The organism is Exiguobacterium sp. GL_137 (assembly GCF_057834585.1).
Genome location: NZ_CM174406.1, coordinates 845,441 through 864,927 on the forward strand (window position 1 = coordinate 845,441; position 19,487 = coordinate 864,927).

The 19,487-nt window shown below is 46.8% G+C and carries 19 protein-coding genes; 18 read left to right on the top strand and 1 reads right to left on the bottom strand.

Annotated features, from left to right (window positions below):
• The first annotated feature begins 10 nt into the window (after positions 1–10).
• Complete coding sequence (locus AC3IRK_RS04385; protein ID WP_131973209.1) at positions 11–943, top strand: LCP family protein; 933 nt, start codon at positions 11–13, stop codon at positions 941–943.
• 167 nt (positions 944–1,110) lie between these two features.
• Entirely contained in the window at positions 1,111–4,023 is a 2,913-nt protein-coding gene (gene pulA / locus AC3IRK_RS04390; protein ID WP_489170447.1) for a type I pullulanase, read from the top strand.
• A gap of 68 nt (positions 4,024–4,091) precedes the next feature.
• Here the strand turns inward: pulA and AC3IRK_RS04395 are convergent, their stop codons facing one another.
• Positions 4,092–5,345, bottom strand: coding sequence for a dicarboxylate/amino acid:cation symporter (locus tag AC3IRK_RS04395; RefSeq protein WP_188005236.1), 1,254 nt, complete (start codon positions 5,343–5,345; stop codon positions 4,092–4,094).
• Between the two features lie 308 nt (positions 5,346–5,653).
• Here AC3IRK_RS04395 and rpsU point away from each other — a divergent pair, with 308 nt between their 5' ends.
• From rpsU to AC3IRK_RS04475, 16 genes are all read left to right on the top strand, one after another.
• Positions 5,654–5,827: a 30S ribosomal protein S21 gene (gene rpsU, locus AC3IRK_RS04400; RefSeq protein ID WP_012369719.1), complete on the top strand. Its 174-nt coding sequence runs from the start codon at positions 5,654–5,656 to the stop codon at positions 5,825–5,827.
• A 21-nt stretch (positions 5,828–5,848) separates the two neighbouring features.
• Positions 5,849–6,295 carry a GatB/YqeY domain-containing protein gene (locus AC3IRK_RS04405; protein ID WP_026828988.1) on the top strand — a complete coding sequence of 149 codons (447 nt, stop codon included), beginning with the start codon at positions 5,849–5,851 and terminating at the stop codon, positions 6,293–6,295.
• Positions 6,296–6,484: 189 nt separating this feature from the next.
• A complete protein-coding gene (locus AC3IRK_RS04410) occupies positions 6,485–6,994 on the top strand; it encodes an NfeD family protein (RefSeq protein ID WP_131973206.1) in 510 nt (169 codons plus the stop codon).
• Positions 6,991–7,974: a flotillin-like protein FloA gene (floA, locus tag AC3IRK_RS04415; RefSeq protein WP_131503952.1), complete on the top strand. Its 984-nt coding sequence runs from the start codon at positions 6,991–6,993 to the stop codon at positions 7,972–7,974. The genes AC3IRK_RS04410 and floA overlap by 4 nt, the downstream gene beginning before the upstream one ends.
• A gap of 13 nt (positions 7,975–7,987) precedes the next feature.
• Positions 7,988–8,455 (top strand): hypothetical protein, encoded by a 468-nt coding sequence (locus tag AC3IRK_RS04420; protein ID WP_131973205.1) that lies wholly within the window; start codon positions 7,988–7,990, stop codon positions 8,453–8,455.
• A gap of 227 nt (positions 8,456–8,682) precedes the next feature.
• Complete coding sequence (locus AC3IRK_RS04425; protein WP_131503954.1) at positions 8,683–9,645, top strand: PhoH family protein; 963 nt, start codon at positions 8,683–8,685, stop codon at positions 9,643–9,645.
• A gap of 41 nt (positions 9,646–9,686) precedes the next feature.
• Complete coding sequence (locus AC3IRK_RS04430) at positions 9,687–11,744, top strand: HD family phosphohydrolase (RefSeq protein WP_131503955.1); 2,058 nt, start codon at positions 9,687–9,689, stop codon at positions 11,742–11,744.
• Positions 11,741–12,217: an rRNA maturation RNase YbeY gene (gene ybeY, locus AC3IRK_RS04435; protein WP_131503956.1), complete on the top strand. Its 477-nt coding sequence runs from the start codon at positions 11,741–11,743 to the stop codon at positions 12,215–12,217. Before AC3IRK_RS04430 ends, ybeY begins: the two co-directional genes overlap by 4 nt.
• Positions 12,214–12,564 carry a diacylglycerol kinase family protein gene (locus AC3IRK_RS04440; protein ID WP_131503957.1) on the top strand — a complete coding sequence of 117 codons (351 nt, stop codon included), beginning with the start codon at positions 12,214–12,216 and terminating at the stop codon, positions 12,562–12,564. Before ybeY ends, AC3IRK_RS04440 begins: the two co-directional genes overlap by 4 nt.
• Positions 12,565–12,614: 50 nt before the next feature.
• Positions 12,615–13,013 carry a cytidine deaminase gene (locus tag AC3IRK_RS04445; RefSeq protein WP_114596407.1) on the top strand — a complete coding sequence of 133 codons (399 nt, stop codon included), beginning with the start codon at positions 12,615–12,617 and terminating at the stop codon, positions 13,011–13,013.
• Positions 13,006–13,914 (top strand): GTPase Era, encoded by a 909-nt coding sequence (gene era, locus AC3IRK_RS04450; RefSeq protein WP_012369729.1) that lies wholly within the window; start codon positions 13,006–13,008, stop codon positions 13,912–13,914. Before AC3IRK_RS04445 ends, era begins: the two co-directional genes overlap by 8 nt.
• A gap of 3 nt (positions 13,915–13,917) precedes the next feature.
• Positions 13,918–14,667 (top strand): DNA repair protein RecO, encoded by a 750-nt coding sequence (gene recO / locus AC3IRK_RS04455; protein WP_131503958.1) that lies wholly within the window; start codon positions 13,918–13,920, stop codon positions 14,665–14,667.
• Positions 14,668–14,953: 286 nt separating this feature from the next.
• Positions 14,954–15,844 (top strand): glycine--tRNA ligase subunit alpha, encoded by an 891-nt coding sequence (gene glyQ / locus AC3IRK_RS04460; protein WP_131973283.1) that lies wholly within the window; start codon positions 14,954–14,956, stop codon positions 15,842–15,844.
• Positions 15,837–17,897: a glycine--tRNA ligase subunit beta gene (gene glyS / locus AC3IRK_RS04465; protein WP_131973204.1), complete on the top strand. Its 2,061-nt coding sequence runs from the start codon at positions 15,837–15,839 to the stop codon at positions 17,895–17,897. The genes glyQ and glyS overlap by 8 nt, the downstream gene beginning before the upstream one ends.
• A 19-nt stretch (positions 17,898–17,916) precedes the next feature.
• Positions 17,917–18,546 carry a transcriptional regulator CcpN gene (ccpN, locus tag AC3IRK_RS04470; protein ID WP_026828978.1) on the top strand — a complete coding sequence of 210 codons (630 nt, stop codon included), beginning with the start codon at positions 17,917–17,919 and terminating at the stop codon, positions 18,544–18,546.
• Between the two features lie 15 nt (positions 18,547–18,561).
• Positions 18,562–19,371, top strand: a complete 810-nt coding sequence (locus tag AC3IRK_RS04475; RefSeq protein ID WP_026828977.1) for a pyruvate, water dikinase regulatory protein — start codon at positions 18,562–18,564, stop codon at positions 19,369–19,371.
• The last annotated feature ends 116 nt before the right edge of the window (positions 19,372–19,487 follow it).

Consider the following 19,487-nt stretch of genomic DNA (forward strand, 5'->3'; position numbering starts at 1 on the left):
AGGTACCGCTGTGGAATCACGTTTGCGAAAGAGGCGACCTTGGATTGGATGGCGTGTAATCAGTGCATTGTTATTGGCATGCATCTTGATTGTCAGCGCTACGACCGGGTATGCTTTTTTAAAGTTGCAACATACGGCGGACGGTTTCATTACTCCGCTAAAAGGGCAAAAAAAGCTTCCGCTTGAAGTGATGCAGCCGGTCAACGTCCTGTTGATTGGTGTGGATGAACGAAAAAACGATCCGGGACGGGCCGATGCCATCATGTTATTGTCGTTTAACCCGAAAACACCAAAAGCGACATCACTGTCGATTCCACGTGATATGCAGGTGACACTGTCAGATGGTACGAAAACGAAAATTAATCATACCTATGCTTACGGTGGAGTGGAAGAGACGATTGAGACGGTTGAGAAGACCTTTGACGTCAAGATTCCGTATTACGCCAAAATCAATATGGAAGGTCTGATCGAGCTGGTCGATGCGGTCGGCGGAGTCACTGTCGATAATCCGTCTGCGTTTAGTTGGAACGACCGGCGTTTACAAAAAGACTACGCTGAAGGAAAAATAAAACTGACCGGACTTGAAGCGAGCGGTTATGCACGCATGCGAAAACAGGATCCGCTCGGGGACATGGGACGGCAAATTCGTCAGCGGCAGGTACTTGAAGCTGTCGGCATGAAGCTTGCCGGACCCGATATCCTGACGAACTTGGAAGATGTCAGTCGGGTCCTGAAAAATAACTTTAGTACAAATGTCACGTTTTCCGAAGCAGCCCAACTCGCACAAGAAAATCAGGCGGGATTCGAGCGGTTAAAACCGTTAAAACTTGAAGGGGAAGGCTATATCGCAAGTGACGGTGTCTGGTATTTCTTTGCATCGGATCACTCGATGAAAGTCACGAAGCAGGCAATTACTGAAGTGACGGATCGTCAATCAAAATGAAAATATAAGAGGGTGACTGGGAAGTCAGCCTCTTTTTTATGGTCATACGTCCGCGTTGGTCCAAAAGTCTTATTTTCTTTAGTGAACTAAAATAAGCTTTGACAGAGCAGCCGAACGAATGGAGAATGAAAATGAAAACGATTACATAAATCCAAGGAGGATACGGCATGAATCGATGGAGATCAGTCTGTGCAGTTGTGCTAACGTTTGCACTGATGTTTAGTTTAGTTCCGGTAAATGGTCTGGCACTGGAAAAAGGAGAATCGACACTGGTCATCATTCACTACAAAGAAGATAAAACGTCAGAAAAAGATTGGAATCTCTGGTTGTGGGCAAATGGGCCGGATTATTTCCCGAACAAGGCACATGCCTTTAACGGTCAAGATGCTTACGGAAAAATTGCCGCTTACGAATTTCCGGTTGATCAACCGGAGAAAATCGGTTTCATCGTCCGCGATGATTCCTGGAACAAAGATGCCGGTTCGGAAAACGACCGCTTCATCACAAAAGACATGATCAAAGACGGTGTTGCCGAAGTTTGGATTGAATCGGGCAGCAAAGAAGTTTCACCGGTTAATCCGACGGGCGGCAATGACGTCGAGTCCGTCAACACGAACATTCATTATTACCGGTATGACAATGACTACGAGAAGTACGGGGTGTGGGCATGGCCAAACGCTCAGGATGGAAAACGGTTTGAATTTGACGGTCAAGACGCATTTGGCGCTGTAGCAAACGTCATACTGGCGAATAAGACGAAGGAACGTCTTGTCGGAATCATTCCTCATATCGAAGGATGGTCTGAAAAAGACGGAGCGGATCGTTTCTATTATGCGGGAGCGAAGGATATTTGGCTGATTGAAGGCGATCAAACGGTTTATTACAGCCAACCGGATATCGATCGGACGCCAAAATTCACAAGTTTCCTGGCCGATGATTTTAAGACGATGACGTTGAAAACGAACTCGCCGATTACGTCAGAAGATTTAAAAACGCTGACCTTTAAAGGACTCGTCAATCCGCTTGTCACACAAGTGGATGCGAAGACGTTAAAAGTAACCGTCACGACGGACATTGATTTAGCAGATGTCATTACGGTCTCGCACCCGGTGTTCGGGGAAGGGATTTTAGAAGCAGGAAACGTGTTGCGTTCCGATGCTTTTGACAAAAAATATGCGTATGATGGAAAACTCGGCACGTCCTATCAAAAAGGAAAAACGACGTTCCGCGTTTGGGCACCGACTGCGCAAGCCGTCGAACTGGAACTCTACAAATTACCGAAAACACAAGCGGCCACTACAAAGAATATCGTCCGTGAAGTGAAGATGGTCCGTGGCGACCGCGGGGTCTTCAGTGTAACGATCAAAGGCGATCTTGACGGAGCAGGATACACCTATGAAGTCAAACACGCTAAAGAAACGACACGCGCCGTTGATCCTTATGCGACAGCCGTCGCTGTCAACGGAGATCAAGGAGTGGTCGTCGACCTGAAAGAGACGAACCCAAAACGTTGGACAAAATCAAAAATGCCGCTGAAACAAACAACTGATGCCATCATTTACGAAACACATGTCCGGGATTTGTCGATGTTTGATGTCACAGGAAACACGTACGATTCAGGCATCAAGCAAAAAGGAAAGTATCTCGGTGTTGTCGAGCCGGGAACACGTTTGTTGAAGGATGGTAAAAAAACGAAAACGAAAACAGGACTCGATCATTTGAAAGAGCTTGGCATCACGCATGTCCAGTTCATTCCGGTCTATGATTTCAATACGGCTTCTGTCGACGAAACGAATCCGCTTAAAACATACAACTGGGGCTATGATCCGAAAAACTACAATGCACCGGAAGGCTCTTACGCGACGAATCCGTACGATCCAAAAGTCCGGATTAAAGAAATGAAACAAATGATTCAAGGTTTGCACGATAACGGACTTCGTGCCGTCATGGATGTTGTCTACAATCATATGTTTGACGCGAAAGCATCGAATCTCGATAAAATCGTTCCGGGTTACTACTACCGTTACACGGAAGGCGGCGATCTCGCCAACGGAACAGGTGTCGGAAACGATACGGCTTCCGAACGGAAAATGATGCATAAATTGATTGTTGATTCTGTCGCCTACTGGGCAAAAGAATACCGGTGGGACGGTTTCCGCTTCGATTTGATGGGGATTCATGACGTCAAGACGATGAATGCCGTCAAAAAAACAACAACTAAAATCGATCCGTCGATTCTTGTCTTCGGGGAAGGCTGGAGTCTCGAAACACCGCTTCCGGAAGCAGACAAAGCCAACCAGACGAATGCCAAGCAAATGCCGGGAATCGCTCATTTCAACGATAACTTGCGCGATGCACTTAAAGGAAGTGTCTTTGAAGACACGGATGCCGGTTTCATCAACGGTAAAACAGGTCTTGAAACACGCATTAAACGCGGAATCGTCGGTGAGATTGCGTACAGCAAAGACATCACGGGATTCGCAGCAGAACCGAATCAAGCCATCACGTACGTCGAAGCCCATGATAACCACACATTATGGGATAAGTTGAACTTAACGAATCCGACAGATACGGATGCGACGAAAACAAAGATGCACCGCTTGGCGTCAAGTATTCTGCTGACGTCACAAGGAACAACATTCATCCATGCCGGTCAAGATTTCATGCGGACAAAAGGCGGCGACCACAACTCGTACAAGTCACCGGATTCCGTTAACCAGCTCGACTGGAAACGTAAAATGGACCGTCAAACTGATGTCGACTATATGAAAGGTCTGATTCAAGTCCGGAAAGCAAATCCTGCTCTTCATTTAGGAACAGCAAAAGACATCCGCCGCTACCTGACGTTCACATCGTCACCAAAGCAGGTTGTAGCGTATCAATTATCAGATGATGCGCCTCAGCAAAAAACAGATCTTTATGTCGTTCACAATGCGAAACGTCAAGCCGTCAAGATGACGTTACCAAAAGGAACATGGAATGTGATCGTCGATGGTAAAACCGCCGGAACAAAAACACTGAAGAAAGTATCAGGCAACGTGACGGTTGATCCGCTCAGCTCGTACGTCCTAAAAAAATAATCAACTCAAAAACGCGCCGCCCCTGTGAATGACTCACGAGGGTAGCGCGTTTTTCATCTAAGGAAAAGTTAAGCGTAACGCTCGTCTTCTTCCTCTTCTTCGTTCAGGTTACCTTCTTCTGATTTTGCGACGATAACGGCACAAGCGGCGTCACCTGTGATATTGACGGCTGTCCGCATCATATCAAGCAGACGGTCGACACCGATAATCAAGGCAATCCCTTCGACAGGCAGATTGACGGACTGGAGAACCATCGTCAGCATGACGAGACCTACACCCGGTACGCCGGCTGTTCCGACAGACGCGAGAACGGCAGTCAGGACGACGGTTGCTAGTTGCGCCGGTGACAAGTTGATATCATACACCTGAGCGATAAAGACCGTCGCGACCCCTTGCATGATCGCCGTTCCATCCATGTTGATCGTTGCTCCGAGCGGTTGGACAAAACTGGATACCGAGCGCGGGACTTTCAGCTCACGCTGCGCTGTCTGCATCGCGACCGGTAATGTCGCGTTCGACGATGAAGTCGAGAAGGCGAACAGCATGACCGGAGCAAACTTTTTAAAGAAGAAAAACGGATTCATTTTTCCGAGCAGTGAAACGGTTGATCCGTACGTCAACAACGAATGAATGATTAGAGAAAGTACCACGACCATCATGTAGAAGAACATCGCTTTGAGCGAAGCAAATCCTTGTGCACCTACGGCGGAAGCAATCAATGCAAATGCGCCGAGCGGGGCCATCTTCATGACGAGCCCAATCAAATACGTCATCAAGTCATTTCCTTGTTCGATGAATGAACGTAATGTCGAGACCTTGCTGCCAAGGAACGTGATGCCGAAACCGATGAAGACGCTGAAGACGATAATTTGTAACATGTTGCCTTCTGCCATCGACGTAATCGGATTGGTCGGGAACATACCGACAATCGTATTGATCAAACTCGTATCCGGTAAGTTGCCTTGGTCATATTTCAAGTTGTCCGTCGCAAAGTTGCCAAACGTACCCGGTTTGATCAGTAACGACAAACCAAGTGCGATGACGATGGCAACAGCTGTCGTCGTCATGAAATACGTGATGGCTTTTCCGCCGACACGGCCAAGCTCTTTTGGATTTCCGAGTCCCATGACTCCAAGGGAAATCGAGAAGAAGACGATCGGGACGACGAGCATCTTAATCAGGTTCAAGAAGATCGTACCGATTGGTTGAAGCGCATACTTATTCAATCCTTCGTAAATAGATTTGTCTGGTAACATGGCGAGAATGATTCCGAGGATAACTCCTAAAATCAATCCCCAAATGATTCGCTTGGCTTCTTTCAAATGAAAACAACTCCTTTTTCAGATAACTGTGTCTATTTTGACACATCATTCACCATTTTGACAAAACATTTCATAAAATTTCAGAAAACGCTTACAAAATATTTCGGTTTTTTTAGTTGAATAATCATGAATTTGTTGTAAATACGGGAGCAACATGAGACTATAGAAAAGAACAAAAAGGAACATCTCAGGAATGAAGCAAAACTGGTTAATCAACTATTGACCATTTTGTATATTCCTACTATAATGTTGTATGACGTGTCTGACACGTTTCCTTTAGTCGGTAATATCGGAGGGAGGGAAAACTAGTGGAAACTCGTGTACGTAAAAATGAATCACTTGAAGACGCACTTCGTCGCTTCAAACGTGGTGTTTCAAAAGATGGTACGCTTGCTGAAGTTCGTAAACGTAAACACTACGAAAAGCCAAGTGTAAAACGTAAGCTTAAATCGGAGGCTGCGCGTAAGCGTAAGAAGTTCTAACGTAAGAGAGGGTGTATCCTCATGAGTCTTCAAGAGCGTTTGACAGTGGATATGAAGGAAGCCATGCGTTCGCGTGAGAAAGATCGTCTTACGACGATTCGGATGGTGAAGTCGTCCCTGCAAAATGAAGCGATTAAACTCGGTAAGCAAGAATTAACTGATGAGGAAGAGCTAACTATACTCTCACGTGAGATGAAACAGCGCAACGACTCCCTCCGAGAATTCGAACGCGCTGATCGTCACGACCTCGTCGAGAAGATTCAAGCAGAGATAATCGTGCTCGAAGCTTATATGCCAAAACAACTTTCGGAAGAAGAAGTTCAGGAAATCGTCAACGCAGCAATTGCGCAGACGGGTGCCTCGGCTCCTTCGGATATGGGGAAAGTAATGGGTGTCGTCATGCCGCAACTTAAGGGTAAAGCGGACGGTGCTTTAATTAATCGCCTTGTTAAACAACAACTACATTAACCCGTTTTGAAAGGTGTCCTCCGGGATGCCTTTTTTTATGCAATAAAATCGGAAAAATTCGAAAATTGATAAAAGTTATGAAACCTTTTCTAAGATGAAAGCGTATATAATAAAAGTAACAATGAGCCATGTTCAGAAAGATGAAACATGTTGTCGTCTGATTCTGATGAAAAAGGGGTGAACGAAGTAATGTCTTTTAGCTTAGGGATGATTTTAGCGGTCTTCATGATCGGTGTCCTCATGTTGCTGGTCGAAATATTCGTGACAGGGTTCGGGATATTCGGCGTACTTGGCATCGGCGCAGTTCTTGCCAGCTTGATTATGGCGGGTGCGACGGTCGGTCAGGTGGGTCTTGCTGTCGGTTTGGCAGTCTTTTTATCGCTTGCTGCCGGATTTTGGGCGTATCGTCGGATCAAATCGAACCAATCGTTATTATGGCGAGGTTTGATTTTAACAGACTCCACATCGTCGGAAAAAGGATATCTCTCTCATCAAGATAAAGAACAACTGCGTGGCAAAATCGGGATTAGTTTGACACAACTTCGCCCGGCAGGAACGATTGAGATTGATGGAAATCGAGTCGATGCTGTCACGGAAGGGAATTTTATTAACGCCGGTGAACAAGTCGTCGTGCAAGACGTCACACACGGACGAGTCATCGTTCGAGTCCAAAAAACGAAGGAGGAGTCACTCATATGACACCCGAACTATTGACCGTTCTACTCGTATCAGGAGGAATACTTATTTTCCTCGCGATTTTCTTTACGCTTGTCCCGATCCCGCTTTGGATCAGTTCACTTGCCGCCGGGGTCCGTGTCTCCATCTTTACATTAGTCGGAATGCGACTCCGTCGTGTTACACCGTCAAAAATCGTGAATCCATTGATCAAGGCAGTGAAAGCAGGAATCAACCTCAATACAAACCAACTGGAAAGTCACTTTCTTGCCGGTGGTAATGTCGACCGTGTCGTCAACGCCTTGATTGCGGCACACCGTGCGAATATTGAACTCAGTTTTGAACGGGCGGCAGCGATTGATTTAGCAGGTCGGAACGTGCTTGAAGCCGTACAGATGTCCGTTAACCCGAAAGTCATCGAAACGCCATTCATTGCCGGTGTTGCAATGAACGGGATTGAAGTTAAAGCAAAAGCTCGGATTACGGTCCGTGCCAATATCGACCGCCTCGTCGGTGGTGCGGGTGAAGAAACCGTCATCGCCCGTGTTGGTGAAGGGGTCATCTCGACGATTGGTTCATGTCAAGATCAAAAAGAAGTTCTTGAAAATCCGGAAATGATTTCCCGGACGGTCCTTGCGAAAGGTCTTGATTCAGGAACAGCATTCGAAATTCTCTCGATTGATATTGCCGATATCGATATCGGTAAAAACATTGGTGCCGTTCTTCAGACGGATCAGGCGGAAGCCGATAAAAACATCGCTCAAGCGAAAGCGGAAGAACGTCGCGCGATGGCGATTGCGAGCGAACAAGAGATGAAATCACGTGTCGAAGAAATGCGTGCGAAAGTCGTGGCGGCAGAAGCGGAAGTCCCGCTTGCGATTGCGGAAGCACTGCGTGACGGAAACTTCAGTGTAATGGATTATGCCAACTACTTGAACGTGACGGCTGATACGAAGATGCGTCAAGCCATCGGTGGTCAATCATCGCCGAACGACACACAATAAAAGGATGATCTAGATGGAAAGCTTAATTTGGGTCGGACTGATGATTGCCTTTGGTGTAATCTCGGTTATCTCAAAAGCAGCCGATCAAAAGAAGACCAGTTCTTCAACACGTGTTCCCTCTAAAGAATTTGGCGACTATGTCAAGAAAATGGTCGATCAAGTGGAAACGAAGCTTCCGGAAAATCGGGAGGTTCCACCTCCGATCAAACGGAAACAACCAAAGCAGACACAACCGGTCAAGCATCAGCGGACCGAATTGCAACAACGCTTGGATGAACGGGATCGTGTGAAAGCTCAGAAACAATCACGATCGAATCTGGGCAAGATCACTGGAAGTATTTCAAGTGATGAGATTGGAAAAAGACGGGATAAGAAAAAAGGGATGCAGACAACGCAAGAGGAAATCCGCCAGGCAATCATCTGGAGCGAAGTCCTTGGACCGCCGGTATCAAAACGGGCGTCAAAATCCCCGCATCGTTAAAAACAGGTCAGCTCTCGTGTAAGTGGAGAGCTGATTTTTTTTTGTGAAGACACGATGGGAAAATCACGGGCTCAGCAAGGATAGAAAACGAAAAGAGTTAAAACAAGGAAACCACATCTTGAGGATGGGTTTTTCTTTCCATCTAATCTTCTTAAATGATAAAGTGGACTAGAACAGATTTATAGAGATGACGTACTGTTATCCATCATTAGGAGGCCAATCATAACGTGATATTCAATGAAAGAATCCCATTCGTATTTTCGAATTCAGAACAGATTCAAGCATTCGTAGGACCGAACGATGCCGTACTAAAAACGATGGAAGCGGAGCTGGAAGTCCAACTTACCCATCGTGGTGATGAATTGCTGGCGCAGGCGGAAGAAGAACGGTCTGTCGTGTTAGCAAAACAGGTCGTCGGTGTCTTAAAGCAACTGGTTGATCGGGGAGCCGTCTTAACGGAACGTGACGCAACAAGCGCAATTCAACTGGCGCGACAAGACCGGGTCGATGAATTACTCGAATTATACGATACGGTCATTCATACGAATCACAAGGGAAAACCGCTCCGGGCAAAAACACTTGGTCAAGCCCGTTACGTCCGGGGAATTGAAAAATGTGATTTAACATTCGGTATCGGACCGGCCGGAACCGGGAAAACGTATTTAGCGGTCGTCATGGCAGCAAAGGCCTTAAAAGAAGGTTATGTCAAACGATTAGTATTAACACGACCTGCAGTTGAAGCAGGGGAAAATCTCGGATTCTTACCGGGGGATCTAAAAGAAAAAGTCGATCCGTATTTACGTCCGCTTTATGATGCGTTACATGACGTGCTTGGTGTGGAACACACAGCCCGTTTGTTGGAACGGGGTGTGATTGAAATTGCACCGCTCGCCTATATGCGGGGGCGGACACTGGAGCATGCTTTCGTCATTTTGGATGAAGCGCAAAATACGACAAGAGAACAAATGAAAATGTTTTTGACACGTCTTGGTTTTCACTCGAAGATGATTGTCACAGGCGATTTAACGCAAGTTGATTTACCTCGGGGAAAAGCATCCGGTTTACAAGAAGCGTTGAATTTACTTGGCAATGTTCGCGGCATTCATTTTGAACACTTTAGTTCGGCTGATGTCGTCCGGCATCCACTTGTTCGGAAAATCATTGATGCGTATAGTCAAGAACTCGATTGAAGCGCAACAGGTGAGTCTTGAAGTGGAAAGGAGACGAACGGATGCGCAAAGTAGGTATGTGGATCAGTCTGCTGACACTCGGCTTTTACATCATCGTTTCGACGATGATGTATGTCAGTGTCCGGCCCGAAGCACTGTCAGCAGATCCATTTTCGATTGCAGAAGAAGATATTCGGTCACCGCTGACGATGGAAGACCGGGAAGCCACCCGGTTACTGAAAGAAAATACGGTAGCCGCAATTGATAGCCAATACACGATTAAACAGGAATATGCTGCACAGCAAATCGATAAAGTCGAGCAACTGTTTGCAAGTCTTAAAGGCATTAAAAAAGCAGAAGACATCGGTCGAATCAAACAGCGGCTCCGGGGAACGGAAGCAGCGGATTTACTGCAAGACGATGAATTGCGGCTTCTTGCCACATCGTCTACAGCAATGCGGACGACGACACGCGACGTTGTGATTACGGCCATTGAGGAAGCGATGCGGCAACGAATTTCTTCTGATGGCGGTGAAGTGGCGGAAGCGCGTGAAAATGCACGACTTGATATTGAACGGTCCGCCTTATCGTTTTCGATGAAGGCTGTCGGAAAAACGCTGACTGATCAATTGATTGTTACGAACTATGTGTACGATCCCGAGAAAACAGAGCAGTTGCGTAAGCAGACCAGCGATAAAGTGGAACCGGTCTTGATTTCTGAGGGAGAAGTCATCGTCAAACGGGGAGAAGTCATCTCCCAGGATGCCTACCGTCAACTGCAGCTCGTCGGTCTGATTTCTGACCGGCAATCCCTTAAACCTTTGTTTGGAACGTTGATTGTCAGTGCTCTGATGACACTGTTGTTGTTCGGATTCATCAGTCGATCCAACTTACGTTATGCAAAGATGGGCAGAGTAAAGCTGTTCAGTTTGGTGTATTTAGTTGTGATATTGCAACTTGTCGTGACGTACGGGATGGCTTTCTTGGCAGACGATATTAATCCGGCTCTGTATTTACTAACGCCGACTGCATTTTCAGCGTTAGTTTTGCGTAATTTATTGAATGAGCGAATCGCTTTATCCAGTACCTTGTTCATGGCTCTAGCAGGTACTTTTTTCTACAGTACGAACCAAAATTTCAGCTTTAATATCGCGATTTACTTATTGGTCGGCGGGTTAGTGGCCACCTATTTCCTACGTTCCAGCTTGTCACGCCGGCGGATTTTCGTCAGCAGTTTGACGATTGCTTTAGCGAACGTAGCGGTTTTCCTCGCTTTCGTACTCATGCGTAGTGGACAGTTGGAAGTGAAAGAGACGTCGATTCTGTTAGGGTTTGCCGTTGTCAGTGGTATCTTCAGTGCGATCTTGGCGATTGGATTATTACCGTTTCTTGAGATGACATTCGGTATTTTAGCCCCGACACGTCTCTTGGAATTGTTAAACCCGACCCATCCCTTGTTAAAAAAACTATTGGTCGAGGCTCCGGGAACGTATCATCACAGTATGATGGTCGCAAATCTTGCCGAGACGGCTTGTGAAGCGATTGGCGCGGACGGGTTGCTTGCCCGCGTTGGTGCGTACTATCATGATTTAGGGAAAACACGGCGTCCGCTCTATTTCATTGAAAATCAGCATGGACTTAATCCGCATGACCGTCTGACACCGGAAGAATCCGCTCGAGTGATTCTTGCCCATACGGATGACGGAGTGGAACTGTTGGAAGAAGAAAAGTTACCGAGTGTCATCGTCGATATCTGCCGGGAGCATCATGGTACGTCATTACTCCGTTATTTTTACGTCAAGGCAACGGAACAAGGTGAAGTCAATGAAGCGGATTTCCGTTACTCGGGTCCGAAACCACAAACGCGCGAAGCGGCAGTCATCATGATTGTCGATTCCATCGAGGCAGCGGTCCGATCCATGAAGTCTCCGACTGAAGAGGGCATTCAGGAACTGGTCAAAAAAATCATTCGCGAAAAATTGTTGGATGATCAATTTTCGGACTGTGAACTGACGACACGTGACATTTACCGGGTCGGTGAAAGCGCCTGCCACACGTTATCCGGGTTATTCCATGAACGGATTGAATATCCTGAATTAAAGAAAGAGGAACTTACATGAATATTTACATGACAGATGAAGGTACATTGTTGACGGAAGAACAACTGAAATTAGTGGAAGCGATTTTGGTCTATACCGCAACAGAAGAAAAGATTGAAGCGAACAGTGAATTATCCGTCACGTTCGTGACAAATGATGAGATTCAGCAAATCAACCGGGAATGGCGTGGGAAGGATCAAGCAACGGACGTCATTTCGTTTGCGATGGATGAACTGGGAGAAGATGAGATTGATTTTGAATTGCTTGAGGATGAACCAGTTGTGCTTGGAGATTTGATCATTTCCGTGGAACGTTGCCGGGAACAGGCGGCGGAATACGGGAATCATTTCGAACGGGAACTTGGGTTCCTGGCCGTTCATGGTTTCCTGCATCTTCTCGGATACGATCATATCGAAAAGGCAGATGAAGAGATCATGACGAAGCGTCAGGAGGAAATCCTGCATCACTTTGAACTGTACCGAGGAAAATTGTGAAGACGTGGTGGTTACCATTCACCCATGCGATGAACGGGATCCGTCAGGCGGTAAAGGAAGAACGGCATATGAAGGTCCATTTTACGATTGGGTTGATTGTCCTGGCGCTTGCCTTGTATTTACCGTTGACATGGATGGAACGGGCGATTTTATGTTTAACAATCGGCGTAGTCATCAGTGCGGAAATGTTCAATACCGCCTTTGAACGGACCGTTGACCTCGTCACGGAAGAATGGCATCCGCTTGCAAAAGCAACAAAGGATATCGCGAGCGGAGCTGTGCTTGTGTTGGCGCTTACATCAATTGCGATTGCACTATGCATCTTCGTTCCATATTTGGTACAATAAGAATCCGGCCTTTTTTTGGCCAATACCGTTCCTAAAAGGGGAAAAATGACATGAAAACAGAACAATTACTCGAACAGGCTAAACTTGCACGCCAAAAAGCGTATGTTCCTTATTCAAAATTCCAAGTCGGAGCTGCCTTGCTCACGAAAGACGGACAGGTTTTCCATGGCTGTAATATCGAAAATGCGGCGTATGGTCTTTGCAACTGTGCTGAGCGGACAGCGATCTTCTCGGCATGGGCACAAGATGCACGTGAATACGCAGCGATGGCTGTCGTAGCAGATACGGAAGGACCTGTCGCACCATGCGGACAATGCCGTCAAGTTCTGTTTGAAATGTGTGACGCGGATATGCCGGTCTACTTGACGAACCTGACGGGTGACGTCACGGAAACGACAGTTGGTGCTCTCTTACCGGGTGCATTCACGAAGGGAGATCTTCATGTTTAAAGAAGGATTTAAATCAGGATTCGTTTCGATTATCGGTCGTCCGAACGTTGGGAAATCAACGTTCTTGAACCGTGTCATCGGACAGAAAATCGCCATTATGTCGGATAAACCACAAACGACACGGAATAAGATTCAAGGTGTCTATACGACAGATGATGTGCAAACGATTTTCATCGATACACCGGGAATCCATAAACCGAAACACAAACTCGGTGACTTCATGATGAAAGTTGCGACAAACGCCTTACGTGAAGTTGATGCAATTCTCTTCATGATTAACGTGACCGAACCAAAAGGTAAAGGTGACGAATTCATCATCGAGAAGTTGAAGGATTTGGATACACCGATCATTCTTGTCATGAATAAGGTCGATTTGATTCATCCGAACGATATCCCGCCAATCATCGAATCGTATCAAAACGAATTGAACTTCGCAGCAGTCGTTCCGATTTCTGCTCTTCAAGGAAATAATGTCGAACCGCTTCTGCAAGAAATCTCGAAAATCTTACCGGAAGGTCCGATGTACTATCCGGCGGATCAAATCACCGATCATCCGGAACGATTCATTATCTCGGAAATGATTCGTGAGAAAGTCCTGCAGAAGACACGTGACGAAGTGCCGCACTCGATTGCTGTCGCCATTGATCAGATCAAGACACGTGAAGACGGAAACATGGTCGATATTCACGCAACGATTTTGATTGAACGTGATTCACAAAAAGGAATCATCATCGGCAAACGTGGTGCCCTGTTAAAAGAAATCGGTTCAGAAGCACGGACGGACATCGAGATGCTGCTTGGAACAAAAGTCTACTTGAACCTTTGGGTGAAGGTTCAAAAAGACTGGCGGAACAAAGCAGGTCAACTGCGTGAACTCGGATTCCGAGACGACGAGTATTAATCGATGATTGATAAGGCGGAAGGGCTTGTCTTACGGACGGTCGTGTATGGTGAATCGAATAAAATCATTACACTGTTGACACGTGAATATGGCAAGCTCGCCGTCATGGCGCGTGGTGCTAAAAAACCCGGCAGCCGTTTCAATGCAGCGAGCCAGCCGTTTATCCGGGCCATTTACGTGTATCCACGTTCGCGTGGTCTCGGTCAATTAAAATCAGCAGACGTCATCACAGGGTATTCGAAAATTCGTCAAGATGTGTTTTTGATGGCTTATGCGATGTATCTTCTTGAACTGGCAGATAAAGCACTTGATGAACGGGTCCCGCAGCCGGCACTCTATGATTTGTTTGTCGATGGTCTTGAAGCGATGGACGAAGGACTCGACCCGGATGTCGTCTCCTTCATCATCGAACTCCGGTTATTACGTCATCTGGGAATCGCCCCGCACTTAAATGGTTGTACGATTTGTGGCAGTGCCGAAGCGCCGTTTGCCTTTTCGTTGAATCACGGTGGTTTACTTTGCAGACGACATCGTCATGAAGATGAACATGCTGTTTCTTTGACGGAATCCGTGGCGAAGATGTTGTATGTCTTTTCCGTTTATGACTTTTCCCGGATTGGTACAGTCGAGGTGAAGCCGGAAACGAAACGTTTATTGCGTCAAATCATGGATGCTTATATGGAACGGTACAGCGGTCTCCGCCTTCGTTCGAAACGGGTTCTCGATCAATTACTGAACCTCGGAGACGATTGACAGATGCGCTCTACGTTCGGTAGAATAGGTGCGGAAGAACTAACTAAACGAACACGATGAGAAAAAGGAGTAACACCTGATGTTCAGTCAAGCGATTTCGGGATAGTGCGAGCCGGAAATGAAGCAGGTGCGAACGGCATTTTTGAGTGTTCCCGGTCAAAGAGTGGCATGCCGACGCATGCAAGTAGGGTGGAACCGCGGGCTCGTCTCGTCCCTATGTACAACCTTGTTGTACATAGGGACGTTTTTGCGTTCCCGCATAAATTTGGAGGTGGAAGTCTTGAAGATGACAGTACAGGAAATGATCTTAACACTGCAAAAATTTTGGGCTGAACAAGGGTGCTTGACGATGCAAGCCTATGACGTGGAAAAAGGCGCCGGAACAATGAATCCGATGACGTTTTTACGAAGTCTTGGACCAGAACCCTGGAACGTTTGTTATACAGAACCATCACGCCGACCAGCGGACGGACGCTACGGCGAAAACCCGAACCGCTTGTATCAACATCATCAGTTCCAAGTCATCATGAAACCGTCACCGGACAACATTCAGGAACTGTACTTACAAAGTCTTGAATTGCTCGGCATCAATCCGCTTGAACATGACATTCGTTTCGTCGAAGATAACTGGGAAAACCCGACATTCGGTGCCGCCGGACTCGGATGGGAAGTCTGGTTGAACGGGATGGAAATCACGCAGTTCACGTACTTCCAACAAGTCGGCGGGATTGAATGTAATCCGATCGCAGTTGAAATCACGTACGGAATCGAACGACTCGCATCATACATCCAAGATGTCGAAAGTGTCTTTGATTTGGTCTGGACAGACGGCTTCAAATACGGCGATATCTTCTACCAGCCGGAGTTCGAACACTCGAAGTATACGTTTGAGACATCTGATGTCAATCTCTTGTTCACATTGTTCGATCAATACGAAAAAGAAGCCAACCGGGCACTCGATGAGAACCTCGTCTTCCCGGCCTATGACTATATCTTGAAATGTTCACATACGTTTAACCTGTTGGATGCCAAAGGGGCGATTTCCGTCACGGAACGAACGGGCTTTATTCACCGTGTCCGAAACATGTCGCGCCGCTGTGCCCAAAGTTTCATCGAAGAACGGGAACGTTTAGGTTTCCCATTGATTAAATCGAAAGCTGGTGAATCGCATGCATGAGTTATTACTTGAAATCGGTCTTGAAGAAATGCCTGCCCGTTTTGTCTTACAATCGGAGACACAATTAAAAGAACGTGTGACGACATTCTTAAATGAAGCACGTATCACGTTCGACGCGATTGAATCATTTTCGACGCCACGTCGCTTGGCCGTTCTCGTAACCGGTATGTCGGAACGTCAGACTGACTTGGAAGAGACGCTTAAAGGACCGGCGAAACGGATTGCAGTGGACGCGGACGGCAACTGGACAAAAGCCGCCCAAGGATTTGCACGCGGTAAAGGTTTGACGACGGATGATCTGTTCCTTCAAGAAGAGAAGGGGATCGAATACATCTTTGCGACGCGCAAAGAATCAGGGCAAGAAACAGCAACACTTTTACCGGGACTCAAACAAATCGTTGAAGCGATGTCGTTCCCGAAAAATATGCGTTGGAGCACGCAGTCATTACGCTACATGCGTCCGATTCGTTGGATGATTGCTTTACTGGATGATCAAGTGATTCCGTTTGAGGTGGCAAATGTTGCGACTGGGCGGACGACACGCGGACACCGTTTCCTTGGACAGGACATTACGATTTTACGACCGAATGCCTATGTTGAGGCACTTGCCGGAGAACATGTCATTGTCAGTTACGAACAGCGTCGCCGGTTGATTGAGGAACAAATTCAAAAACTCAGCACACAAGAAGGTTTTGAAGTGCCGATTGATCCGACGCTACTTGAGGAAGTCACGAATCTGGTCGAATATCCGACTGCGTTATTCGGAGCATTTGACGAAGCGTACCTCGAATTGCCGGAAGAAGTACTGATCACGACGATGAAGGAACACCAACGCTATTTCCCGGTTAAAAAAGACGGAACGTTGCTGCACTACTTCGTCACTGTCCGTAACGGGAATGCGATGCATCTCGAGAACGTAGCCCGCGGAAACGAAAAAGTCATTCGGGCACGTCTTGCCGATGCACAGTTTTTCTATGAAGAAGATAAAAAAGCGGACATCGATGCCCAAGCAGCGCGACTTGATAAAATCGTCTTCCATGAAAAACTTGGAACGACAGGTGAAAAAGTCCGTCGTGTGCGCGGGATGGCGCTGCAGTTGGCGGAACGATTCAATGCGGATAAAGCGAAAGTCGAACGTGCCGGAACGATTTATAAGTTCGATCTTGTGAGCCAGATGGTGTATGAATTCACAGAACTGCAAGGTATGATGGGTGAACGTTACGCCAACATGAAAGGGGAAGACGCTGAAGTCGCAGCGGCGATCCGGGAACATTACTTGCCACGTTTTGCCGGGGATGAAAGTCCAGGCACACCAACCGGTACGGTATTAGCTGTTCTTGACAAGATGGACAGCGTGGCTGGATTCTTCGGTGTTGGTATGATTCCGAGCGGTTCGGCTGATCCATATGCGTTACGACGCCAAGCTCAAGGAATCGTTCAGATTCTTTCAGACCGTCAGATTGAGATGACGTTGTCAGAGCTAATCGATTTCGTCGTGTCTTCTCAATTAAAAGCAGGTCTTTATCAAGCGGATGCAGAAACAGTTAAAGCAGCAATGGAAGACTTCTTCAATCAGCGTCTAAAGTTCCGCTTATCGGAAAAAGGATATCGTCATGATGTCATCGAAGCGGCACTTGAGCCGAAGCTAACAGTCGAAGCAAATGAAAAACGGGCAGCGATGCTTGAACAGGCCACACAACAACCAACCTTTAAGAAGACAGTGGAGCAACTCAGCCGTGTCTTGAACATCTCGAAAAAAGCAGAGACGGTTGTGGCGGTAAATCCAGCGCTCTTTGAAAATGAAGCAGAACGTGCCTTGCATGAACAAATCGAGCAACTGATTCCAAAAGTCGAAGCAGCAGTTCAAGCCTCTGACTATAACGAAGCGATTCAAGTGCTCGAATCGAGTGTTCCGGCCATTACTGCTTATTTTGATGGAACGATGATCATGGCGGATGACAACGCAGTTCGGACGAATCGTCTTAGCGAGATGAAGCGGTTTGCGACGGCGATCGAACAAGTCGCACGATTCAATGCACTCACTTTAGTGTGAATAAAGGACGGATGAGCCGATGAAGTTAAATGAACGGCAGAAAAAAATACTCCAAATCGTTAAAGAAAACGGTCCGATCACAGGAGAGCAGATTGCATCTGAACTCTCCTTGACGCGGGCGACCTTACGTCCGGACTTATCGATTTTGACGATGACCGGCATGCTGGAAGCACGTCCCCGCGTTGGTTATATGTATGTCGGTAAAAAGAATACCTCCATGTTGCATGAAAAACTGGATACGTTGACCGTTGGCGAATTCATGTCTTCTGCGAAAGTGATTCATGAAGGAATGACGGTTTACGATGCGATCGTTCATCTGTTCCTCGAAGACGTCGGTTCGCTGTTCGTTGTCGGCAAAGACCATGCGTTAGTCGGTGTCTTGTCGCGGAAAGACTTTTTACGGGCAGCAATCGGAAATCAGGAACTGGACTCGTTACCGGTCAACATCATCATGACACGGATGCCGAATCTGACGGTTTGTGAGAAATCAGAGACATTGATCGGAGCAGGAATGAAACTCATCGAAAAACAGATCGATTCCATGCCGGTCGTCGAGCAGGTGGACGGAATCTTAAAAGTCGTCGGACGCATGACGAAGACGAACATGACAAAAGTGTTGGTCGCGCTGGCACGAGATGAAGAACTTTAATAGGGGGGTTCGCAGATGAGACAACGTATTTATGTAGTAAGTGACTCGGTTGGTGAAACATGTGAATTGGTCGTGCGGGCAGCAGCGATTCAGTTTCCGGAACAAGCGATTGAAACAGTCCGGATTCCATTCGTCGATGACGATCAAGTCATTTATGATTTAGTGTTACACGCAAAAGAAGAGCAGGCGACAATCGTCTATACCATCGTTCATGCCACCCATCGCCGGCTTCTTGCTGAAACGGCACATGCACACGAAGTCAAGGCGATTGATCTGTTGGGTCCGTTACTGGATACAATGGAGGGACGTCTTGGGATGCAGCCGAAAGAAGAACCGGGACTGATTTACCGGCTGGACGAAGAATATTTCCGGAAAATCGAAGCCGTTGAATTTGCCGTGAAATATGATGACGGTCGCGATCCGCGCGGTATCAAACGGGCGGATATCGTATTGATTGGTGTATCACGTACCTCGAAGACGCCGTTGTCTCAATACTTGGCGTTAAAACGTTACAAAGTTGCGAATGTACCGCTCGTCCCGGAATCGATTCCACCGGAAGAACTGTTTGATATCCCGAAAGAAAAATGTTTTGGATTATTGATTTCTCCCGAGAAGCTGATTGACATCCGGATGGAACGTCTCCGTTCGCTTGGACTGAAACCGGAAGCCGCTTATGCACAGATGGATCGAATCAATCGTGAACTCGATTATGCAAAAAATCTGTATGACCGGATTGGTTGCCAAGTCATCGATGTGACAAATAAAGCGGTCGAGGAAACGGCGAATCTCATCTTGACAGGGATTTCCGGCAAATCACATGACTAGTAAAGTATGCTTTCACGTAGTATACTAATCTAGCTGCTTAATGAGATGATGCAAATTTTCTAATGAAACGGAACGAGTATTCGTTCCGTTTCATTGCGGGTATATGTATATAAACG